A 17,746-nucleotide genomic window follows, 5' to 3' on the forward strand; every position below is an offset into this window, starting at 1 on the left:
AAAAGCTAATAGCTTTTTGTTTTGGTAATGAAATTATTTTTATTGTGTAGAATTATTTAAAAATCAACGGGGGTTTTTAAATTAAACAAATGTGGTTTATAGGATTTATTTAATAAATTTCATTATTTTTTTGTTGTTTTTATAAATAAATATATAATATTTTTCTTTATTTTAATTTTACTCGGAGAAAAAGTAGTGGGTAATAAAAACAATATTTATAAGAAATCCAGATTTCTTATATTTTTTTCATCTTTTTTTTTAGTTGATAGTGTAATAGCAGCTCCCTTTTTAGAGTCTGCAAAAGTTGCACCAGAAAATATACAGTCATGTATTGCTGACTCTGGTATAAATCCACTTTCAAACCAGGTGGAATTATCTAGAGTTGATATTTCCGGTCCTTTACCTTTCATTAGAAGCTATTCAACAACCATTTTTTTTGGTGGAACACATATCCAATATTATAATACTCTTATGGATAGAGAAATTCGTGATATGGGTATAGGTTGGACTCATAATTATTCTTATAAAATGAGTGAAGGGGCAGCAATTGATTTTAGTGGAATTCGAATCGTTATTAGTGTTTTTCTTCCAGAAATAGGAAGACAAGTTTATTTCCAACAAAATAAAGATGGGACTTATACGCGTACAACAGGAGCGCCTTATTGGCATCCAGTTAAAGATAAGGAAATAAATTTAAATAGAACTTCAACAAATATTTTTGTTGTTACTTATCAAGGAGCTGAAATAGAGTTTGAAGTTCGTAAAGGCACAGGTTTCTTTGCTAAAAAAGTTACATATCCTGGAGGAAAAATAATAAATTTTACACATGTTTACTCATCACAATATAATCGATGGTTACTCACAAAAGTTGCTGATAATCGAGGGAATATTCTCAGTTTTAATCGAATTAATTTGGATGGAAAGAGTACGGATCCTAATGCCCAGTATTATCGTGGAGCAATTTCTAGTGTAAGTTCCAATAATAAAATCCAACCTCAAACAGTTCAATATAGTTATAACGTAGGAGAAGTAACTTGGCCTTCATTCTTCTTTATTGAGGGTGGTTCTGATAAAGCTTATACGTATAATCAATACCCTAATTTGATTCAAGTAACTTCAACAGCAAATCTTCAAGAAGATTATAGTTACACAACTTATTCCAAGTCTGCTGCATTTGATTCTAGTGTTTCTTTCCCTATAATTAGCGAATTTAAGCAAGCAAATATATCAAGACGAACATGGGCTTATACAGATAACTCAATAACGAGTAAAGTTCCAGATTTCCCTAATGAAGAAGTTCGTATTCAAACAGAAAATATTAATAACCAACATATATTATCTATTTTTCGAAGATTTAATAATACACTTACTCAGACAGACCGCTATATTCATGAGATTGATTTAGGTAATTCTGATGTTGGTAGTGTTCCGACTAGTGTATATCAGGGAGATGAAAGATATGCACGTTATCAATCAGATGGTTACGCATCTTGTTTAACTTATAATAATGTTCCATTAAAAGATATTGTTACATCAAATAGTATACGTCAGCTTTCTTCCATCACTGATCAAAATTCAAATCGTACAGATTTTAGTTATGATGAAAATAACCGCCTGTTAGAAACTGTTGAAGCAAAGGGAACAGCCTCCGAACGTAAAACTTCATTGTCTTATACTACGAAATTTTGGATACCTAGCACGATTAAGCGAGGAAACTTAACACAGACTAATACAGTAAATACTCTTGGACAGATTACTGAATCTATTCAAAGTTCTACGCAAACGGGCAGTATTAAAAAAACTACAATCTATGAGTATTTAGCAAATGGGTTGTTAAGTTTTATTGATGGCCCTAGAACAGGTACAGCAGATAAAGTAAGTTTTACTTATGATAGTTTTGGTAATAAAGCTTCAGCGTCTCAAACTGTTAATGGGAATGAAAGAACCACAAGCTATGTAGGCTATAATTCATATGGTCAGCCCGAGCGAATCGTATATCCGTCTGGGCTTGTAGATAAATTTAATTATAATTCAGATGGTACTTTAAAAAATAAAATTACAGGTACAGGTGGTTCAGCGACAGTCATAACTGGTAAAACAACGGAATATACATATGATAGTTTAAAACGAGTTGCATCAGAAAGTAGTCCTGATGGAGAAATCACCTCGTATTCTTATAACTTAAAAGATCAACCAACTATAATAATTACTCCAGATGGAAGCAAAATTATCAAAGAATATTATGGGAACGGAGTTGTTTCAGTTGAGAAAAAAACTGATAGCACAGACTCAACTGTATTTGATCAAACTTTAACTGAAATAGATGTAAATGGTAGACCAAGTGTTATTAAACGTGGATCTCCAGCTTGGAGCTCTACAAAGATTACCTATGATGGAAATGGTAATAGAACTCAATCTACTTCAGCTTTGGATATTGCAGAGAAGTGGACCTACAACGCATTCAACAAAGTACTATCTCATTCCAATGGTTTAAGTTATTTGGATACAAAAACTTATGATGCTCAAGATAATACAATTACAGCTTTAGATTCACTCAAGTCAGGTACGAATCCATATAGCTATCGCAATGGAGGTATTCTTACGCAAGAAGTTAATGCGGATTATGGTACAAAAAAATATAGTTATGATGAAGCAGATTTGTTGATCCAATCAACATTTGGTAGCCGTAAATGTGAAAATTTAAAAATAGATGAAATTGAAAGAGTTGGAGAACAAACTTGTACTAATTTAAATAGCTCCACTCCATCTACCTTACAGCATAGTTTTAGTTACGAATATGATAAAACAAAATATGGAAATTTAGATTTTGTAACTTCAAAAGATAGCACTTACGGCAGTACCACAGCATATATTTATGATGTATATGGACGTATCGTTGGTAAGACGCAAACCAATAATGCAATAAGTACTTGGGGAGCAACAAAAACTAATTTAAGTGTGGGCTATGCATATACACTAGGCGATAAACTATTATCTATAAGTATGCCTTCTGGGCGTGCCTTGACATTTACTTATGATGCTACAAACAAAAATCAACTTAAGAATATTAATCTCGACAAGACGTCTTTAGTTAGAGATATAACTTATGATGGTTCAGGTCAAATGACTGGCTGGAAGTGGGGAGCAGGAGAGGCAAGTTATGGGCAAACGTATGATGCAAAGAATAGTGGAAACATAAAATCTATTACGAATAAAAATAATAGTAGTTCAGTTAACTATAGCCTGTCGTATGATTTTGACCAAGATAATCGTATTACGAAGATAAGTAGAAACAGTAATATTAATGATAGTTTTAGTTATGATAATGCTGATCATTTGACCAAAGAGACTCGTGTAAATGGAACTACAAATGTCTTTGATATTGGTTATACATATGACACCAATGGTAATCGTTTAACTTTAGCTGCGACAGGAACACACCAGCAACCTCAGTCTAGTGTAGCTTATACTTATACTGGTAATAAACTAAATACTATTTCTGGTACTGCTGCAAAATATACAGCCAATGCAGAATTGATCTATGGTGGTTTTACACCAACTTATGACTATTCTGGTAACCGTCGTGAAGATAAAACTACAAGTGGTACGACAACTTCACCTCAGTATTACATGGCTTATAACCACAAAAATGAACGTACTCTTCGTGGCTATGCTGCCAATGGTTCAGTGTGGAAAACTAATGCCATCCAATATATTTATGATGAAAGTAGTCATTTGATTGGTGAATATAATGCTGATGGGATACCACTTGTCGAATACATCTGGATGGGGGATAAACCCGTTGCAGCCATCTATGGCTCAGGCGTTACAACTAAAACGTACTGGATTGTAACTGATGCTCAAAATACACCGCGCCGTTTGATTGATGCTGCTGATGGGACAACGACTGTTTGGGCTTGGGATTCCACCGCATTTGGAGTAGGCATACCAAGTGTTCAAACTGTGAAGTTTAATCTCCGTTTTCCAGGACAATACTACGATGAATTAACTAAACAGCATTACAACCATAACCGTTTTTATAATCCTGTACTAGGTCGTTATATGGAACCTGACCGTATTGGTTTAGAAGGTGGGTTGAATCCTTATATTTATGCTGGATCTGATCCAATTAATAATGTCGATATAACTGGTTTAAATACTCGAAACAGTAGAGTAGCAGCTATAAGACCGATGTCTGATCCTTTGATTACCTCAACAGTATTGAGATTACAACAAGACATTCGATTACATAATCCGAACTTTAGTTATAATGTTATAGTTCCAGCTGGACAACCAACATATACAATTCGTGATGTTTTCTTTCTACAAAGAGAGCTTAATAGATATAGCAATTCTAATTCAATACCACTGTTAAATGGAGCCTCAAGAAGTGCTCAATATGCAAATAATTGGCAAAGTGCGAGCCTTTCAGAGACTGTTAGAAGAATAGCTGGTGAGAATCCTAGAATATATAATACACCTAATCGTCAAAAAACTATATTTGAAAATAGAACGGATGGGATGCAAGTTATGTATGATCTATCAGGTAATTATTTTAGAATTAATAATTCTAATATTAATTCAAGTCGGAGCTTTGTAGGTTTAAATGGTGAAAACGTGAGTAATAAGACACTACCAAATGGCTCCCAAATGGGACGTTCAAAAGTGGAATATCAACAAGTTTCACATTTCTATGCTTTGCCTTAATTGGAGTTAAAAAATGATATGTTTAATTGTTCCACATGATCAAGAAGCCGTTAAAAAACACGATTATGGTGAAGATGACCCAAATACTATGACAATAGTCCCTTTAGAAGAAGATAAGATTAATACCTTATGGGATATAGGTTATTTTGATGACTTAAATAATAAGTTTGGATTAATGATTAGCACAGGTGAGGATGAGAAAATTACTGGTCAAGAAGTTTTGAAAGATGTACTTAGTACTACAAATCAATATATAAGTGATTATCCAGATATTGAGTATTTATTTATTCTGAAGTCTTTACTTGAAATGGCATTAGAAAAAGAGACAGAATTGAATATTTATCTTTAGAGCATATCAGGACTCTAGTAATCAATTATTTTTAATAGAAGAGTATAACTGAATGTTTTATAACTTAGATTGTCATGAAATTTTAACTTGATATTTAACAAAGGTAATTTTAGAATCCGCCCAACTAATTTTTAGGAGCTTCAATGTGAGTACTTGCTCGAGTGACGATAGTCGATCGGTAATAGTCTAAGTATCCACTGAAGTCCTGACAGACCTCTTTTTGTGGATGCAAGAAGAGGTTTTTTATTTTCATCTTTTCATTTCTATTATTAGCCCATGATTTAATCATGACGGGTTGCAGTACTCGCATATGCTCCATAACTTATGGGAGTGATGCCAGTGGTATTTACTTTAAAGAAACGCTCACTTATTTTTGGTTTCTGTTTATTGGCTTTATCTAATGCTAGCCATAGTGGACGACCTATGGTTGTTGACGATGCAGCTCTTGTTTCACCAAAAACCTGTCAACTCGAAACGTGGATGCAGCATAATCCTGAAAACAAAGAATATTGGGTAATGCCTGCCTGTAATTTTGGTGGTAATTTTGAATTTGCTGTAGGGCTGGGAAGAGTAAACGATGAGACTGAGCACGTCAGCTATGCAACCTTACAAGGTAAAACCTTATTAAAGCCTTTAGAAACCAATGATTGGGGAGTTGGTTTCTCTTTTGGCACTCAAATAAATACTAAAGATTCTTCTAAGAAAGATTGGACGGTCAATGTTCCATTAAGTATTTCTACTTTCGATGATAAATTTTTAATCCATACCAACCTCGGTTGGTTACGTGAAAATACCACACATAAAAACCAGACCACGTGGGGAATTGGAACCGAAACACAACTTACTCATCCATTAACGCTCACTGCCGAAGTATATGGTAATGACCGAAACGACTCCTTTTACCAAACAGGTTTTCGATACATGGTCTATAAAGACTTTGTTCAGTTAGATGCAAGTTATGGCAATGAAATTTCTCATCACGATAATGCATTTTTCTCTGTCGGATTTGTATTCCTAACAAATGCTTTTTTACCTTGATGGTTTAGGAATATCTTAACAAGCTACTTTCAAAAAAGTGCTCTTTTGAACAGGAAAGGGCACAAACAAAGAAATTTAAAAAGGATGAGCACATATTTCTTTCAAGGAAATTTTTTCATTAATTTTTGATTTCATCTAAAACAAGAAGTAAAGTTGCCTCACAAGATATTAAATAAAATGAATGGATTGTTATGAATATTATAAAAGGTACTAATTCCTGGAGATTACTTTCTCTTATATTATTCTTTATAATTTTTCTGGGATTATATTATTTTTTTATTCTATATCCTAAGCATACAGAAAGAAATAGAGTTCAAATTGGCGAAGAAATTTTATCTTCCTTCTTTTGGTTAGATCTAGCTGAGGATAGTGAAATTCATAGTCTTATTTTAAAACGAGGACTAGAATTAAGCCCTCTTAATGATGAGATATATATTAAAGATTTAAAGGTTTTGAATCTATTTTATAGTTGGAATAATAGACATACAGAAATGAACTATATTCTGAATAAATATTCAGACTATCCCTCTTTTGATAAAGATGCTATTCGAGGATTATGCTTAAAGCTTATGTTTGTACAACAATATAATCAAAAAATTCAGCAACAAAATTATTCTTCACCAAGGCTAGTGGCATTAAAAAATATCAATCAAATTTATCTAGAAACTATAACCCCATGGTTAGGTGACATGAAGGCTTTTGACGAGTTTTATAAAGCTAAACACATGATTCCAAATTGTAAGATATAGATATGGCCTCTAAAAACTTTCTGTCTACTATTGCACTGAAAAGTAAAGAGAACAAAGGAAGTATAGCTATATGTTCCATTCTTTTTATTATTCCTTTATTTGTATTTCCTGCCTATCCTAAAAACGAATGGCAGTACGAGCTATATCAATACATCACACAAATTATGCATGTGACTATTGGTACGAAAGGCCCATTACCGTTTTTTACGATTCTTTATAGCATTTACATAACCATAGTCATGTTCTTTCTAGGCTGTACAGTATGTTATTTTTTTATTAAAGAATATGGAATTAATAAAGTCTATCAAGAAGAAATTTATAAATTCCTTTTCAAAGCCGAATTTGAATCTTCAAAAAAATATCCTTGGTTAGAAAATCCTCTAATTAAAAAGACTTTAGTCTCAAGTACATTCGCAATATGTTTGATTATGGGAATTTTTCACTTTATTGATGATGATATTTCTCAGCACAGGCCTAGACGTAAAGGTGGACTTATAGCATTTAGTTATAACTATAGAGTGGGGGTTATGTTCTGGGAAATAGCAGTCAGCTTATTTAGTATTTTTCCGATTTTTTATTTTGGTCTTTTATTCCTATATATCATTAATTATTTTTTCCGCGGATTAGGAACGGGCAAGGTGACTATTCCTATAAAAGTATCAAGCAAAAAACAAAAACGAAGTAGGAAGATATGATATTTCTCTTTTAATGGAGGCTGCAAATTTCACTTTATCTATCAATAAGTCTGACAGATTCTAACTTTTGATATCAGATAAATGCATTTATCCTAATTGGACTTGAGCACAACCTTTTGAAGTGCTCCTCTTTATGGTTAGATTTTTAGGTATTTAAAAAATGAATAAAATGCACGTAACTTTAGCGGTAATTATTGGCTTAATTGTTGGTGGAGTAATCGGCGCTCTAGGCTACTCTAAAACTGCTGCACGTTATGACGCGATGACCACAGCATGTGTAATGGTAAACCAAGCGGTTGAGCATGGGATATTGAATCCTGAACAAGTAAAAGAGCTAGGTGAGCTAACAGGACAAAGCCTTAAAAAAGATTATGAGTCAGTTGCCTCTAAATTCAAATTCTCTGAAAAGCAATTAGGTAATGCATCTGAAGGTTCTAATTGTAGTCAGTTTATTGTTGGGTTAAATGCCGCACAATAACCATTCAGAAGCCCACAGTAAGTGGGCTTTTTTAATGCTTTGGCATAACTCTATAAGAATTGACGAAGCACAAGCAGAATATCAAATGGCTCAGATATTATTTATGAATAAGTTCCAACATATTTTTAAATAACACACTATTTTTGTCAGCAAGAGTATTCACAATATCAAAATGATTATGTCCATGGTCTTTTACTAATGAAACGTTTAAACCCTTTTCTTTGCAAATAGAGTAGAAAAAATCTGTTTGATTATGGAAACCTTGCGTCTCTAACTCACCTACACTAAGTAGGAGTGGAGCAGAGTTTTCTGGTAGTGGTAAATTCTCATAAGGACTCAGTTCTGTTGCCTGATTTGGAGTGAGTTTAAGCCATCCATTAATAGTGGTATCGCATAAAGGTAATAAATTATACAGGCCACTTAAGCCAAGAGCGCCCTTAATGACATTTTTGGGCAAGTTAAATTCTTCTTGCCAACGATCACTCCAAAGCATAGCAACTAAATACCCCCCAGCAGAACTACCCCCTATATATATTTGCTCAGGATCTATGCCATAGGCTTTAGCATTATGATAGATCCAAGCAATCGATGATCTTACTTCTCGTACAATTTCAAAAAGTGATGCATGAGGGCAAAGACTATATTCAATTGTAGATACGGCTATTCCATGTGTGACAAAATTTTCCGCCATAGAGCAGGCATCATCTTTACTTTGTGCACGCCAATATCCACCATGAATATAGATAAAAATCGGAGAGGGCTGCCTCTTTACTGGAAAGATATCTAAGGTTTCTCTTTTAGCTAAGCCATAATGTAAATTATATAAGCCTGTAATAGAGTCTTTGGACTTCTGTGCAAGTCGTGCATATTCCTTCATACAAGAATCAAAATCTGCTACGGAATTTCGCGCGTTGTACTGAATTTCTCTTTCTTGAAGATTAGAAAAAAATAGATCTGCCATATAAACCTCAATAACATTTAACTTAATAGAGAGTAGTGATCAATCAGTACTGATGACCTTAAATTTTTGCTTAGAGATATTTAGTTCTCGATACCATTTAAGTGCCAAACAAATAAAAGCAATAAGGGTAGGTATTGCTAAACTTAAGAAAATTGAACTTAGATCTAACTTCAAAGTAAAAATTAACGAGCCTAATAATGATCCTAAAATTGCACCAATACGGCTTATTCCATGCATCCAAGAAACACCAGACCCTCTACAGTTCGTAGGATAAAAGAGAGTAGCTAAAGGAAACAATGCGGTTTGGGCGCCAGCTAATAAACCTCCAATCATAAAGATCAGAATTGAAAATAGGGTGATGTTGGTATGGGTAAAACTGAGAAGAATGAACAACAAAAATGCTGAGAAATACGAAAAAGTAATCACTTTAGTTGGATTTAATCTATCCATAAATCTACACATGATTATGGCTCCAATTACTCCACCGAACGGGAATAACGTAGACATTAGACTTAATTGTTGTAGATCAAAACCAACTGTCTTTAAAATAGTAGGCATCCAACTAGTAAAAAGATAAAACACTAATAAGCTCATAAAGGAGCAGAGCCATAACATTAATGAACCGAATAAATATTTGCTAAAAATATCCTTAAGTGGATTATTCTGCTCAATAAATTTTTCTTCGACTGATAATAAGACAAGTTCTTTTTCAATTTTTTTACCATGTATCTTTTCTAAAATTGAAAGTGCTTTTTTCTTTTGATTATTAATAATAAGGAACTGTGTGGATTCTGGGAGTTTAAAAATTAATATAAAGGTAAGTACGGCAGGTATTAAGCCAATAATAATTAACAATTCAGACCAACTAAAAATTTTTAATAAATAGGCCGAAAGAAAACCTCCAGATGATACTCCCATTAGAAATCCACAACCAGCTAAACCTGTAAGAAAGGCTCTATGCTTTTTAGGCATGTATTCTGAAACGATTGTACTTACGTTAGGCATAGTAGCACCTAATCCAAGCCCAGTTATAAATCTATAGATAATGAGTTCTCTTGTATTTGTCGAATAAGCCGAGATTATCGTAAATACAGATATGATTAACATGCTGATAATCATTATTTTCTTTCGACCAAATTGATCAGCAAAAACACCTGATATTAAAGCTCCAATACTCATACCTACTAAAGCTGCTCCAAATACAGGAGCCAATTCGGCCTTTGAAATTTGCCACTCATCTAATAAAGATGGTGCTATAAAACCTATGATTCCAGTATCTAGACCATCACAGAAAAATACTAAAAAACCTAAAACAAAGACAACCCATTGGAGGGGAGATAATTTTTCTCTATCTACGATAGTATTCACATCTATTTTATTCATATACATCCTTGAAATTGATTTTAAAATTATTGTGAAACAAAGAAGGTTTGGCATGCTCCATAAGTTTTGGATATTCGTACGTGTTCAAGATTTATTCTTATTTTTATCAATGATGAAAAATATCCATTTCATCCGTATCTATATCCAGTAATTCCGAATATTCACTAGATCTCATCATTGGAGTTAGACGGAAGTTTATCTAAAGGTAGGTTTTTTGATTTCATCATTTATAATTTTCACAATACTTTTATTAGAATTTAATTATGCTCATTGTTTTTATTATTTTAGCGGTCTTCTTGGTTCTTGCACTTTTAACTAAATTTACTAAATGAAACTCTATGCACTTAAAATATCAAAAAAACTATTTGGTAGAGGCAATGAAGATAAGCGACAAGATCAACTGAACATATCATCTTCTGACTGCTATAATCGCGTTCAGCCTTAAGATCACCACAAAATCTAAGGGATAAGCTCGTCTTAAAGACAGGCATCTTGAGATTGCAAACAAGTCTGCTAGGAAATATGAAACGCTATTTAAAACAAATTGAATCCACTACAGCTAATTGGACAACAGAGCAAGACTGCTTCTTGATCGAAAATAATTCTCTCTCAATTTACGAACTCACAGAACACTTGCCTTTTTCTGAAGAAGAAATAAGAGTGCGTAGATCTGTTTTGGGTTTGGTGCGGCGTGATAAACAGATGAAAACATATTAATTTTACCAATTGGTAAAAAATAATATGAAAGTAAATGTTTCTAATTATCTCTATTCAACCATTCATTTTGTGGATGAGTTATCAAAACCATAATTTTTTTAGGTGTTTTTTAGGCTATCTTTACATAAGATGCTAATTACTTACAAGCCACACCTATAAGATTACCTTTACTTACATTTCTTTGAGCATAATCAAAGTCATAAAAGATTTTTAGATCAGCACTTTATAACAATAGTACGGAGAGAGGTTAATGCCAAAGTATTTAGCTGTAGCCGAAAAGGTTTATAAAAATATTAAAAAAGATAGCTTATTCACTGATGACATTACTCAGAATCTTAACTGTTTAATTAGTCAGATTCGAAAAGCGATCAAGGGAACTGACTTTAAGCTCAAGTTCAACTATATAGATTTTGAAGAGAACTTAACCAAACCTTTAAGTGAATGCAAAGTTCAAATTGACTTGAGTGTCATGCCAAAATTTGCAAATGAAGGAGAGTATCTTCTATGGTTAGCTGGTTTTATTGAACGAATTACGGAAGGTGGAAAACCTAAATTGCCACCAATTTCGCAATTTCTTCCACCAGGTTTTAAGATGTCGAAAGATGCATTTCCTGTATCTGTAGCTCCTCAAAAAGAAGAGCATGCAGACATGATTATCAATTATTTTAAATCTGAAGATTTTAGTAAAACCAATAAAACTCCCTCATAAAAAGAATGTAGAAGTGACCGTCCACCACACTTCTATATACTGCTGGTTTAACTTCAGCGACCGCCTTCTGGGGCGGTTTTTTTTGTCTTAATCTCATCCTAACTAACTTTTAATATTGTCTAAATTTAGATTTTAGAAAATATTAAATGTATACAAATGTGCAGATATCTGCTGAATAATAATAAATAACAATACCTTAGGTGTATTTGTTAATAAAGAAAAATATACGTTTTTCACATAAGCAATGTGTCAAGTAACGCAATTAAACATTTAGCTGTTCATAATCTTTAAAAAAAGGGGAATATAAATAATATGAATGAAAATGCCGAGTTAATTAAATACATAGACGTTGCTGAAAATGTATATGAACGTATTTATGAAAATAACCAAGTTTCAAACAACTTGATTGTTAACCTCAATCGAATTATGGCGGAAATCAAAAAGCAGGCCGAAGAAAAAGATTTAAAATTAAAGTATAACTCTATCGATTTTGAATATTGCCTGAGTTTGCCTTTGGCAGATAGAGATATAAAAGTTGATTTAAGTTTGATTCCTCATTTTGAACATCGTGATGAATGCATTTTATGGCTAACCAATTTTATTGGAAAAATTAGTGTGCAAAAAAGGATGATAAGGCAGAAACTAAATTATCATTAAAGAATTAGATTTTAAATGTATGAACAAACCGTCTTTAGACGGTTTTTTGTGGGTGAAATATATAATATGATTTGCTTTAGATTGACACTCCATAATTAGAAAATGACATAGAGCGCTTTAAAATGAAAAAGCTTGTAATGACTTTTGCTGTATTAATTCAACTATCGACCTATAGCGTAGCCAATGATTCTACGGGCTATGTCGGTACGGGTGGAATTCAATATCTTAAAAATTCGCAGATTGCCATGCAAAGCGAAGATCTATTTATTAGTAAAAAACTGATTAAGGTCGATTACCTCTATAAAAACCTAAGCAATAAAGAGGTCACTGAAACGATTTTATTTCCGCTACCGCGCATTGATAATTTCTTTGAGTCTGATTTTGCCCATACAGAAGAACTTCTAAAAAGTTTTAAGATAGTGGTGGATGGGAAAAATATAAAACCGGAAATGCATGTCAGAACGTTTATTCAAAAAGATGAAAAATCACCGCTCATTGATGCAACGGATGAGTTTAAGCAATGCGGTTTTAGTGAAAAAGATATGCTCAACCCGTGGCTACGTAATAACTATGATTATGAATATTATGTAGATAAGCTAAAGCAATGTAATAAACCACAAATACAGAAAATTTTAGCTAATTTTAAAAAAGATGATGTAATCCCGTGGTCATCTCAAGTGATCTATAGTTGGAAGCAAACCTTTAAAGCCAATAGTTTGACTAAAATTCACCATGAATATAAACCTTTGGTGGGTGGTTCTGTTGCTTTATATCCAGAGGAAGATAGCCGACAATTTTGTATGGATAAGCAATTTAAGCAGGGCTTAAAAAAGGCCAGTGCAGAAAATTCGCCGTTTAGTGCTTTGGGTTATATTTTGACGACGGGCGCCAATTGGGCAAAGCCCATTGAAAACTTTAAGCTAACCATTGAGCGTGATAAAGATGAGCTGGTTTCTTTTTGCTGGGATGGACAAGTTAAAAAGATTAGTCCAACTCAATTTCAGATGACCAAAACCAAGTTTGTACCCAAAAAAGACCTAGATATTATTTTTGTGAGAGTGAAATAAGCCAAACTCAAATAAAAATGAATAAATGGCTAGCCTAATCACGCTAAGAAATTCCATACTATAAAAGTAGAGGGATTTCTAATGCGGGATGAAACGTGAATTTAAAGAATCTGGAAGCTTTTTATTGGGTTGTGACTTTAAATAGCTTCAATAAGGCTGCAACTAAATTGCAAACCACCCAGCCTGCGGTATCTCAAAAAATCACATCTCTTGAAAATGAATTAGGCTTTAAAGTCTTAGATCGAAACTATCGGCAGTTTAAACCAACGCACAAAGGCTTAACTTTGTTTAAGTACGCCGAAAAATTTATGCGACTAGAAACAGATCTGGTGGCTGAACTCACTGAAAACCAGCACCTGACTGGTACAATTCGTTTAGGCGTTTCTGAAACGATTGTCTATACATGGCTAGTCGAATATATCGAAAAGGTTCAACAAGAGTTTCCAAAAATTTCAGTAGAAATTGTGGTGGACCTGACACCTAACTTACAAGAAGGTGTGCGGACAGGGGACTTAGACATGGCCTTTTTACTTGGACCAACGTTGGCTTTTGAATGTATTGAACAGGCATTGTGTGACTTTGAGCTGAGCTTTTTGGCTTCACCGTCATTTAAGGGCTGTGTGGCTCAAATGTCTTTTAAAACTCTCATGTCTCATACCATTTTAACTTATCCAAAAATTACCTATCCCTATAAAGAATTGAAAGCCAGAATGAAAGAGCAAGGGATTGATGAACCACTTTCAATTACCAGTTATTCATTGGCAACTTTATTGCGTTTAGCTGAGCAGGGCCTAGGCATTGCTGTCGTGCCGACCTTAACGGCGTTAAAAGAAATTACAGATGGTCGACTGGAAATATTAAATACACCCATTCAGTTAAAGACCTTTCATTTCACCTCGATCTACATTCAAGGAAATGACGTTGCCTTGAAAGAAAAATTGACAGAGGTTGCGGTTAAAGTTTCGGAAAGTGCCATGAAAAGCCTCAATGAGAAAATCCAAAAATAAGCGCTGTTATTATTTTTCATAAAATATTTTTTCTTATTTTAAGTAGGCTGCTTGCATGCAAAGTCATAAAAGCAGCTTATGAAGTTTGATAAGTAAAACTTATCCTGATTTTTTAATAAACATTAAATCATTTAAAATCAAATATTTGTATTTTTTATTTTATGTAAAAAGTCTTATTGTCCGTAGGTATTAGCTATGTTTTTATTTTAGATACAAGATTTGATCACCGATTGTGTTGATTGGGGAACAGGGAATCTTTGTCATTTAAAAGGATTAAAGAATATCGTTTGGGAACGAAATGGTGTTCTTGGTTCAACTTGCAAATAGCGTTGTTAAGCTCAAATGGATGAGGAACGCATTAATATGTCTTTACTGAAATCTTCTTTTTTATCAGATCGCCAATGGGCCATTGTTGCCTCAATCTTTATGATGGCGACCTCTGCAATGGGGCCCGGCTTTTTAACCCAAACTGCTGTATTTACAGTGAAGTTAGGCGCGGCATTTGGCTTTGCCATTTTAGTTTCCATTCTGATTGATTATGTGGTTCAACAAAATATTTGGCGAGTGGTTACACTCACTCAAATGCGTGCATCGGATATTGCCAATAAAGCAATTCCCGGCAGTGGCTACTTACTGGCTTTTCTGGTCATTCTAGGTGGTTTTTTCTTTAGTATTGGTAATATTGCAGGTGCGGCTTTAGGTCTAAATGCGCTTTTTGGCCTAGACACAAAGTGGGGCGGTATTTTAAGTGGTGCGTTAGCCATTTTGATTTTTGCCTCAAGAAAAGCAACGCTTGCCATGGATAAAAGCATGATCGTGTTGGGATTGCTTAAAATTCTCCTGATCATTATTGTTGCCGTGATTGTGATGCCTCCTGTGGGTCAAGCTGTACATCAAACCTTTGCTCCAGATCAGATTGACTTTGCCATTATTACGACCATTGTGGGCGGTACGGTTGGTGGCTATATCTGCTATGCAGGCGCACACCGTTTACTCGATAAAGGTGCGGTTGGTCCTGAAAATATTGATGAAGTCGCTAAAGCTGCAACCAAGGGCATTATTGTTGTCGGCATCATGCGCTATGTGCTGTTTTTAGCATTTTTAGGTGTAGTGGTGAGTGGTGCAAATATTGATTTAGCCAGCCATGATGCTAATCCGGCAGCTCAAGCATTCCAATATGCAGCGGGTACATTTGGTTTTAAATTATTTGGTTTAATTTTCTGGGCAGCCGGTATTAGTAGCACTATTGGTGCAGCATATACTTCAGTGTCGTTCTTTAACGTGTTTAAAAAGAACTTAACACCAAAACAAAATAACTATACGACCATTACCTTTATCGCATTGGCTTTATTGCTCTATGTGTTATTGGGCGCAACTCCAGCAGGTCTACTCATTTTTGTGGGTGGTTTTAACGGTTTAGTGTTGCCAATTGGTCTTACAATTTTTGTGTATGTTGCTGCGTGCCGTAAAGATTTAATGGGTAATTATAACTATCCAAAATGGTTACTTATTTTGGGTGGATTAACATGTCTGTTGACGTGGTGGATGGGCTATATGTCGTTTACGACAGTGTTTAACTATTTGACCAAGCTTTAAGCCAGACTTTGTTAAGTGATAAAGGAATGATGCCATGTTTGTAGATTTAAATAGTGATTTGGGTGAAAGCTTTGGCTCATGGAAAATGGGTAATGATGATCAGATTTTACCTGTCGTGACCAGTGCTAACATTGCTTGTGGCTTCCATGCAGGTGATCCACTCGGTATTTTAAAAACGGTTCGTAAAGCAGTTGAGCTTGGCGTGACCATTGGCGCGCATGTTTCTTACCCAGACCTTGTTGGCTTTGGCCGCCGTAATATGGATTTGTCACGTGATGAATTGATTGCCGATGTGCTTTACCAAATTTCTGCACTCGATGGTTTGGCTAAAGTAGCAGGTTCAAAAGTGCAATACGTTAAACCGCATGGCGCGCTCTACAACACCATTGCACATGACCAAGCTCAGGCAGCCGCAGTGATTGACGCGATTAAAATGTATAACCCTGAATTGGTTTTGGTGGCTTTGGCTGGATCAAATTTAGTAGAGCAGGCACGTGCGGCTGGTTTAAAAGTCGTGTCCGAGGCTTTTGCAGACCGTGCGTATAACAGCGATGGTTCACTGGTGTCTCGTCGTCTAGAAGGTGCGGTTTTACACGACTCGGCATTTGTTGCCGGCCGTGTGGTTTCAATGCTTAAAAATGGTGGAGTTGAGTCAATTGACGGTGTATTTACCCCAATTCAAGCCGACACGATTTGCCTACATGGCGACACCGACGGTGCGTTAGAAATGTCGGCAGCCATTAAAGCCGAGCTTGTAAAAAACAATATTGAAATTCGCCCATTTGTAAACAAAGCATAAGGATGAGCACAATGTATAAGGATATTAAAGTCGACCCAGCTCAGCTTGAAGCCGCTTTAGATGCGCGTTTAAAAATCCGTGCAGGTTTTGATAAACCAACAGCAGGTATGGCTGCTGGCATGACTCAGGTGAACATGATTTCAGTGCCAAAAGAGTGGGCTTACGATTTCCTTCTTTACGCACATCGCAATCCGCAAAGCTGCCCAGTGCTTGATGTGCTCGAAGAAGGCATCTATGCAACCAAGCTTGCCGCAGATTCAGACATCCGCACCGATTTTCCACGTTATCGTGTTTGGAAAGATGGCGAAATGGTCGATGAAGTAACAGATGCAAGCGAGATTTATAATGCCCATCCTGATTTGGTGACGTTTTTAATTGGTTGCAGTTTTTCATTTGAAACGGCTTTGCAAGAAGCGGGTATTGAAGTTCGCCATATTCATGATGACACCAATGTGCCGATGTATCTGAGCAATATTCAGTGCCAGCCAGCAGGGCGTATTTCAGGAAATATGGTGGTTTCCATGCGACCAATTCCATCGCATCAAATTAGTGAAGCTGTAAAAATTACATCACGTATGCCAAGCGTACATGGCGCACCTGTACATATTGGTCACCCTGAAAGCTTAGGAATTTCGGATGTAAACAAGCCTGACTTTGGTGATGCTTCTCGCATTGAAGCGGGTGAAATTCCAGTGTTTTGGGCTTGTGGGGTAACACCGCAAGCAGCCGTTATGAACTCGAAAATTCCTTTTGCCATTAGTCATGCACCGGGTCACATGTTTATTACCGACATTCCTGACCGTGCTTGGATTGGCTAATTGGACTAAAGAAGAA

The 17,746-nt window shown here is 35.0% G+C and carries 16 protein-coding genes; 14 read left to right on the forward strand and 2 right to left on the reverse strand.

What is annotated here, in order from left to right; all coding sequences use genetic code 11:
* Nucleotides 1-195 precede the first annotated feature (195 nt).
* The 6 genes from RMB13_RS07940 to RMB13_RS07965 all read left to right on the forward strand — a co-directional run bounded on the left by RMB13_RS07940 (nt 196) and on the right by RMB13_RS07965 (nt 8,016).
* Nucleotides 196-4,707: an RHS repeat-associated core domain-containing protein gene (locus RMB13_RS07940; RefSeq protein ID WP_311084893.1), complete on the forward strand. Its 4,512-nt coding sequence runs from the start codon at nt 196-198 to the stop codon at nt 4,705-4,707.
* A 13-nt stretch (nt 4,708-4,720) separates the two neighbouring features.
* Entirely contained in the window at nt 4,721-5,056 is a 336-nt protein-coding gene (locus tag RMB13_RS07945; protein WP_198078074.1) for a hypothetical protein, read from the forward strand.
* Between the two features lie 333 nt (nt 5,057-5,389).
* On the forward strand, nt 5,390-6,094 hold the full coding sequence (locus RMB13_RS07950) for a hypothetical protein (protein ID WP_311084894.1): 705 nt from the start codon (nt 5,390-5,392) through the stop codon (nt 6,092-6,094).
* Between the two features lie 191 nt (nt 6,095-6,285).
* The gene (locus RMB13_RS07955; RefSeq protein WP_311084895.1) at nt 6,286-6,843 is read left to right on the forward strand and encodes a hypothetical protein; all 558 of its coding nucleotides are present in this window, start codon (nt 6,286-6,288) and stop codon (nt 6,841-6,843) included.
* A gap of 2 nt (nt 6,844-6,845) precedes the next feature.
* Nucleotides 6,846-7,538 (forward strand): hypothetical protein, encoded by a 693-nt coding sequence (locus tag RMB13_RS07960; RefSeq protein WP_311084896.1) that lies wholly within the window; start codon nt 6,846-6,848, stop codon nt 7,536-7,538.
* Nucleotides 7,539-7,698: 160 nt separating this feature from the next.
* The gene (locus RMB13_RS07965; protein WP_311084897.1) at nt 7,699-8,016 is read left to right on the forward strand and encodes a hypothetical protein; all 318 of its coding nucleotides are present in this window, start codon (nt 7,699-7,701) and stop codon (nt 8,014-8,016) included.
* 97 nt (nt 8,017-8,113) lie between these two features.
* Here the strand turns inward: RMB13_RS07965 and RMB13_RS07970 are convergent, their stop codons facing one another.
* Both RMB13_RS07970 and RMB13_RS07975 read right to left on the reverse strand, forming a co-directional pair.
* Nucleotides 8,114-8,977, reverse strand: coding sequence for an alpha/beta hydrolase (locus RMB13_RS07970; RefSeq protein ID WP_311084898.1), 864 nt, complete (start codon nt 8,975-8,977; stop codon nt 8,114-8,116).
* 39 nt (nt 8,978-9,016) lie between these two features.
* Nucleotides 9,017-10,360, reverse strand: coding sequence for an MFS transporter (locus RMB13_RS07975; protein WP_311084899.1), 1,344 nt, complete (start codon nt 10,358-10,360; stop codon nt 9,017-9,019).
* A gap of 522 nt (nt 10,361-10,882) precedes the next feature.
* Here RMB13_RS07975 and RMB13_RS07980 point away from each other — a divergent pair.
* The 8 genes from RMB13_RS07980 (at nt 10,883) to RMB13_RS08015 (ending at nt 17,730) form a co-directional block, all read left to right on the forward strand.
* A complete protein-coding gene (locus RMB13_RS07980) occupies nt 10,883-11,077 on the forward strand; it encodes a hypothetical protein (RefSeq protein ID WP_311084901.1) in 195 nt (64 codons plus the stop codon).
* Between the two features lie 250 nt (nt 11,078-11,327).
* Nucleotides 11,328-11,786, forward strand: a complete 459-nt coding sequence (locus RMB13_RS07985; RefSeq protein ID WP_004642270.1) for a hypothetical protein — start codon at nt 11,328-11,330, stop codon at nt 11,784-11,786.
* 312 nt (nt 11,787-12,098) lie between these two features.
* Complete coding sequence (locus RMB13_RS07990; RefSeq protein ID WP_005041708.1) at nt 12,099-12,443, forward strand: hypothetical protein; 345 nt, start codon at nt 12,099-12,101, stop codon at nt 12,441-12,443.
* 122 nt (nt 12,444-12,565) lie between these two features.
* Nucleotides 12,566-13,510: a DUF4424 family protein gene (locus RMB13_RS07995; protein WP_311084902.1), complete on the forward strand. Its 945-nt coding sequence runs from the start codon at nt 12,566-12,568 to the stop codon at nt 13,508-13,510.
* A gap of 95 nt (nt 13,511-13,605) precedes the next feature.
* A complete protein-coding gene (gene mumR / locus RMB13_RS08000; RefSeq protein ID WP_017390332.1) occupies nt 13,606-14,517 on the forward strand; it encodes a LysR family transcriptional regulator MumR in 912 nt (303 codons plus the stop codon).
* Nucleotides 14,518-14,859: 342 nt separating this feature from the next.
* Entirely contained in the window at nt 14,860-16,113 is a 1,254-nt protein-coding gene (locus RMB13_RS08005; protein WP_003650999.1) for an NRAMP family divalent metal transporter, read from the forward strand.
* Between the two features lie 34 nt (nt 16,114-16,147).
* Entirely contained in the window at nt 16,148-16,912 is a 765-nt protein-coding gene (locus tag RMB13_RS08010) for a 5-oxoprolinase subunit PxpA (RefSeq protein ID WP_311084903.1), read from the forward strand.
* Nucleotides 16,913-16,914: 2 nt separating this feature from the next.
* Nucleotides 16,915-17,730, forward strand: a complete 816-nt coding sequence (locus RMB13_RS08015) for a putative hydro-lyase (protein WP_311084904.1) — start codon at nt 16,915-16,917, stop codon at nt 17,728-17,730.
* Nucleotides 17,731-17,746 lie beyond the last annotated feature (16 nt).

It is taken from the genome of Acinetobacter sp. V102_4 (genome assembly GCF_031799005.1).
Taxonomy (GTDB): Bacteria; Pseudomonadota; Gammaproteobacteria; order Pseudomonadales; family Moraxellaceae; genus Acinetobacter; species Acinetobacter calcoaceticus.

Coding starts and splice junctions, on each gene's coding strand:
- RMB13_RS07945 (WP_198078074.1), top strand. CDS start 4,721: ATGATATGTTTAATTGTTCCACATGATCAAGAAGCCGTTAAAAAACAC.
- RMB13_RS07950 (WP_311084894.1), top strand. CDS start 5,390: ATGCCAGTGGTATTTACTTTAAAGAAACGCTCACTTATTTTTGGTTTC.
- RMB13_RS07955 (WP_311084895.1), top strand. CDS start 6,286: ATGAATATTATAAAAGGTACTAATTCCTGGAGATTACTTTCTCTTATA.
- RMB13_RS07960 (WP_311084896.1), top strand. CDS start 6,846: ATGGCCTCTAAAAACTTTCTGTCTACTATTGCACTGAAAAGTAAAGAG.
- RMB13_RS07965 (WP_311084897.1), top strand. CDS start 7,699: ATGAATAAAATGCACGTAACTTTAGCGGTAATTATTGGCTTAATTGTT.
- RMB13_RS07970 (WP_311084898.1), bottom strand. CDS start 8,977: ATGGCAGATCTATTTTTTTCTAATCTTCAAGAAAGAGAAATTCAGTAC.
- RMB13_RS07975 (WP_311084899.1), bottom strand. CDS start 10,360: ATGAATAAAATAGATGTGAATACTATCGTAGATAGAGAAAAATTATCT.
- RMB13_RS07980 (WP_311084901.1), top strand. CDS start 10,883: ATGAAACGCTATTTAAAACAAATTGAATCCACTACAGCTAATTGGACA.
- RMB13_RS07985 (WP_004642270.1), top strand. CDS start 11,328: ATGCCAAAGTATTTAGCTGTAGCCGAAAAGGTTTATAAAAATATTAAA.
- RMB13_RS07990 (WP_005041708.1), top strand. CDS start 12,099: ATGAATGAAAATGCCGAGTTAATTAAATACATAGACGTTGCTGAAAAT.
- RMB13_RS07995 (WP_311084902.1), top strand. CDS start 12,566: ATGAAAAAGCTTGTAATGACTTTTGCTGTATTAATTCAACTATCGACC.
- RMB13_RS08005 (WP_003650999.1), top strand. CDS start 14,860: ATGGATGAGGAACGCATTAATATGTCTTTACTGAAATCTTCTTTTTTA.
- RMB13_RS08010 (WP_311084903.1), top strand. CDS start 16,148: ATGTTTGTAGATTTAAATAGTGATTTGGGTGAAAGCTTTGGCTCATGG.
- RMB13_RS08015 (WP_311084904.1), top strand. CDS start 16,915: ATGAGCACAATGTATAAGGATATTAAAGTCGACCCAGCTCAGCTTGAA.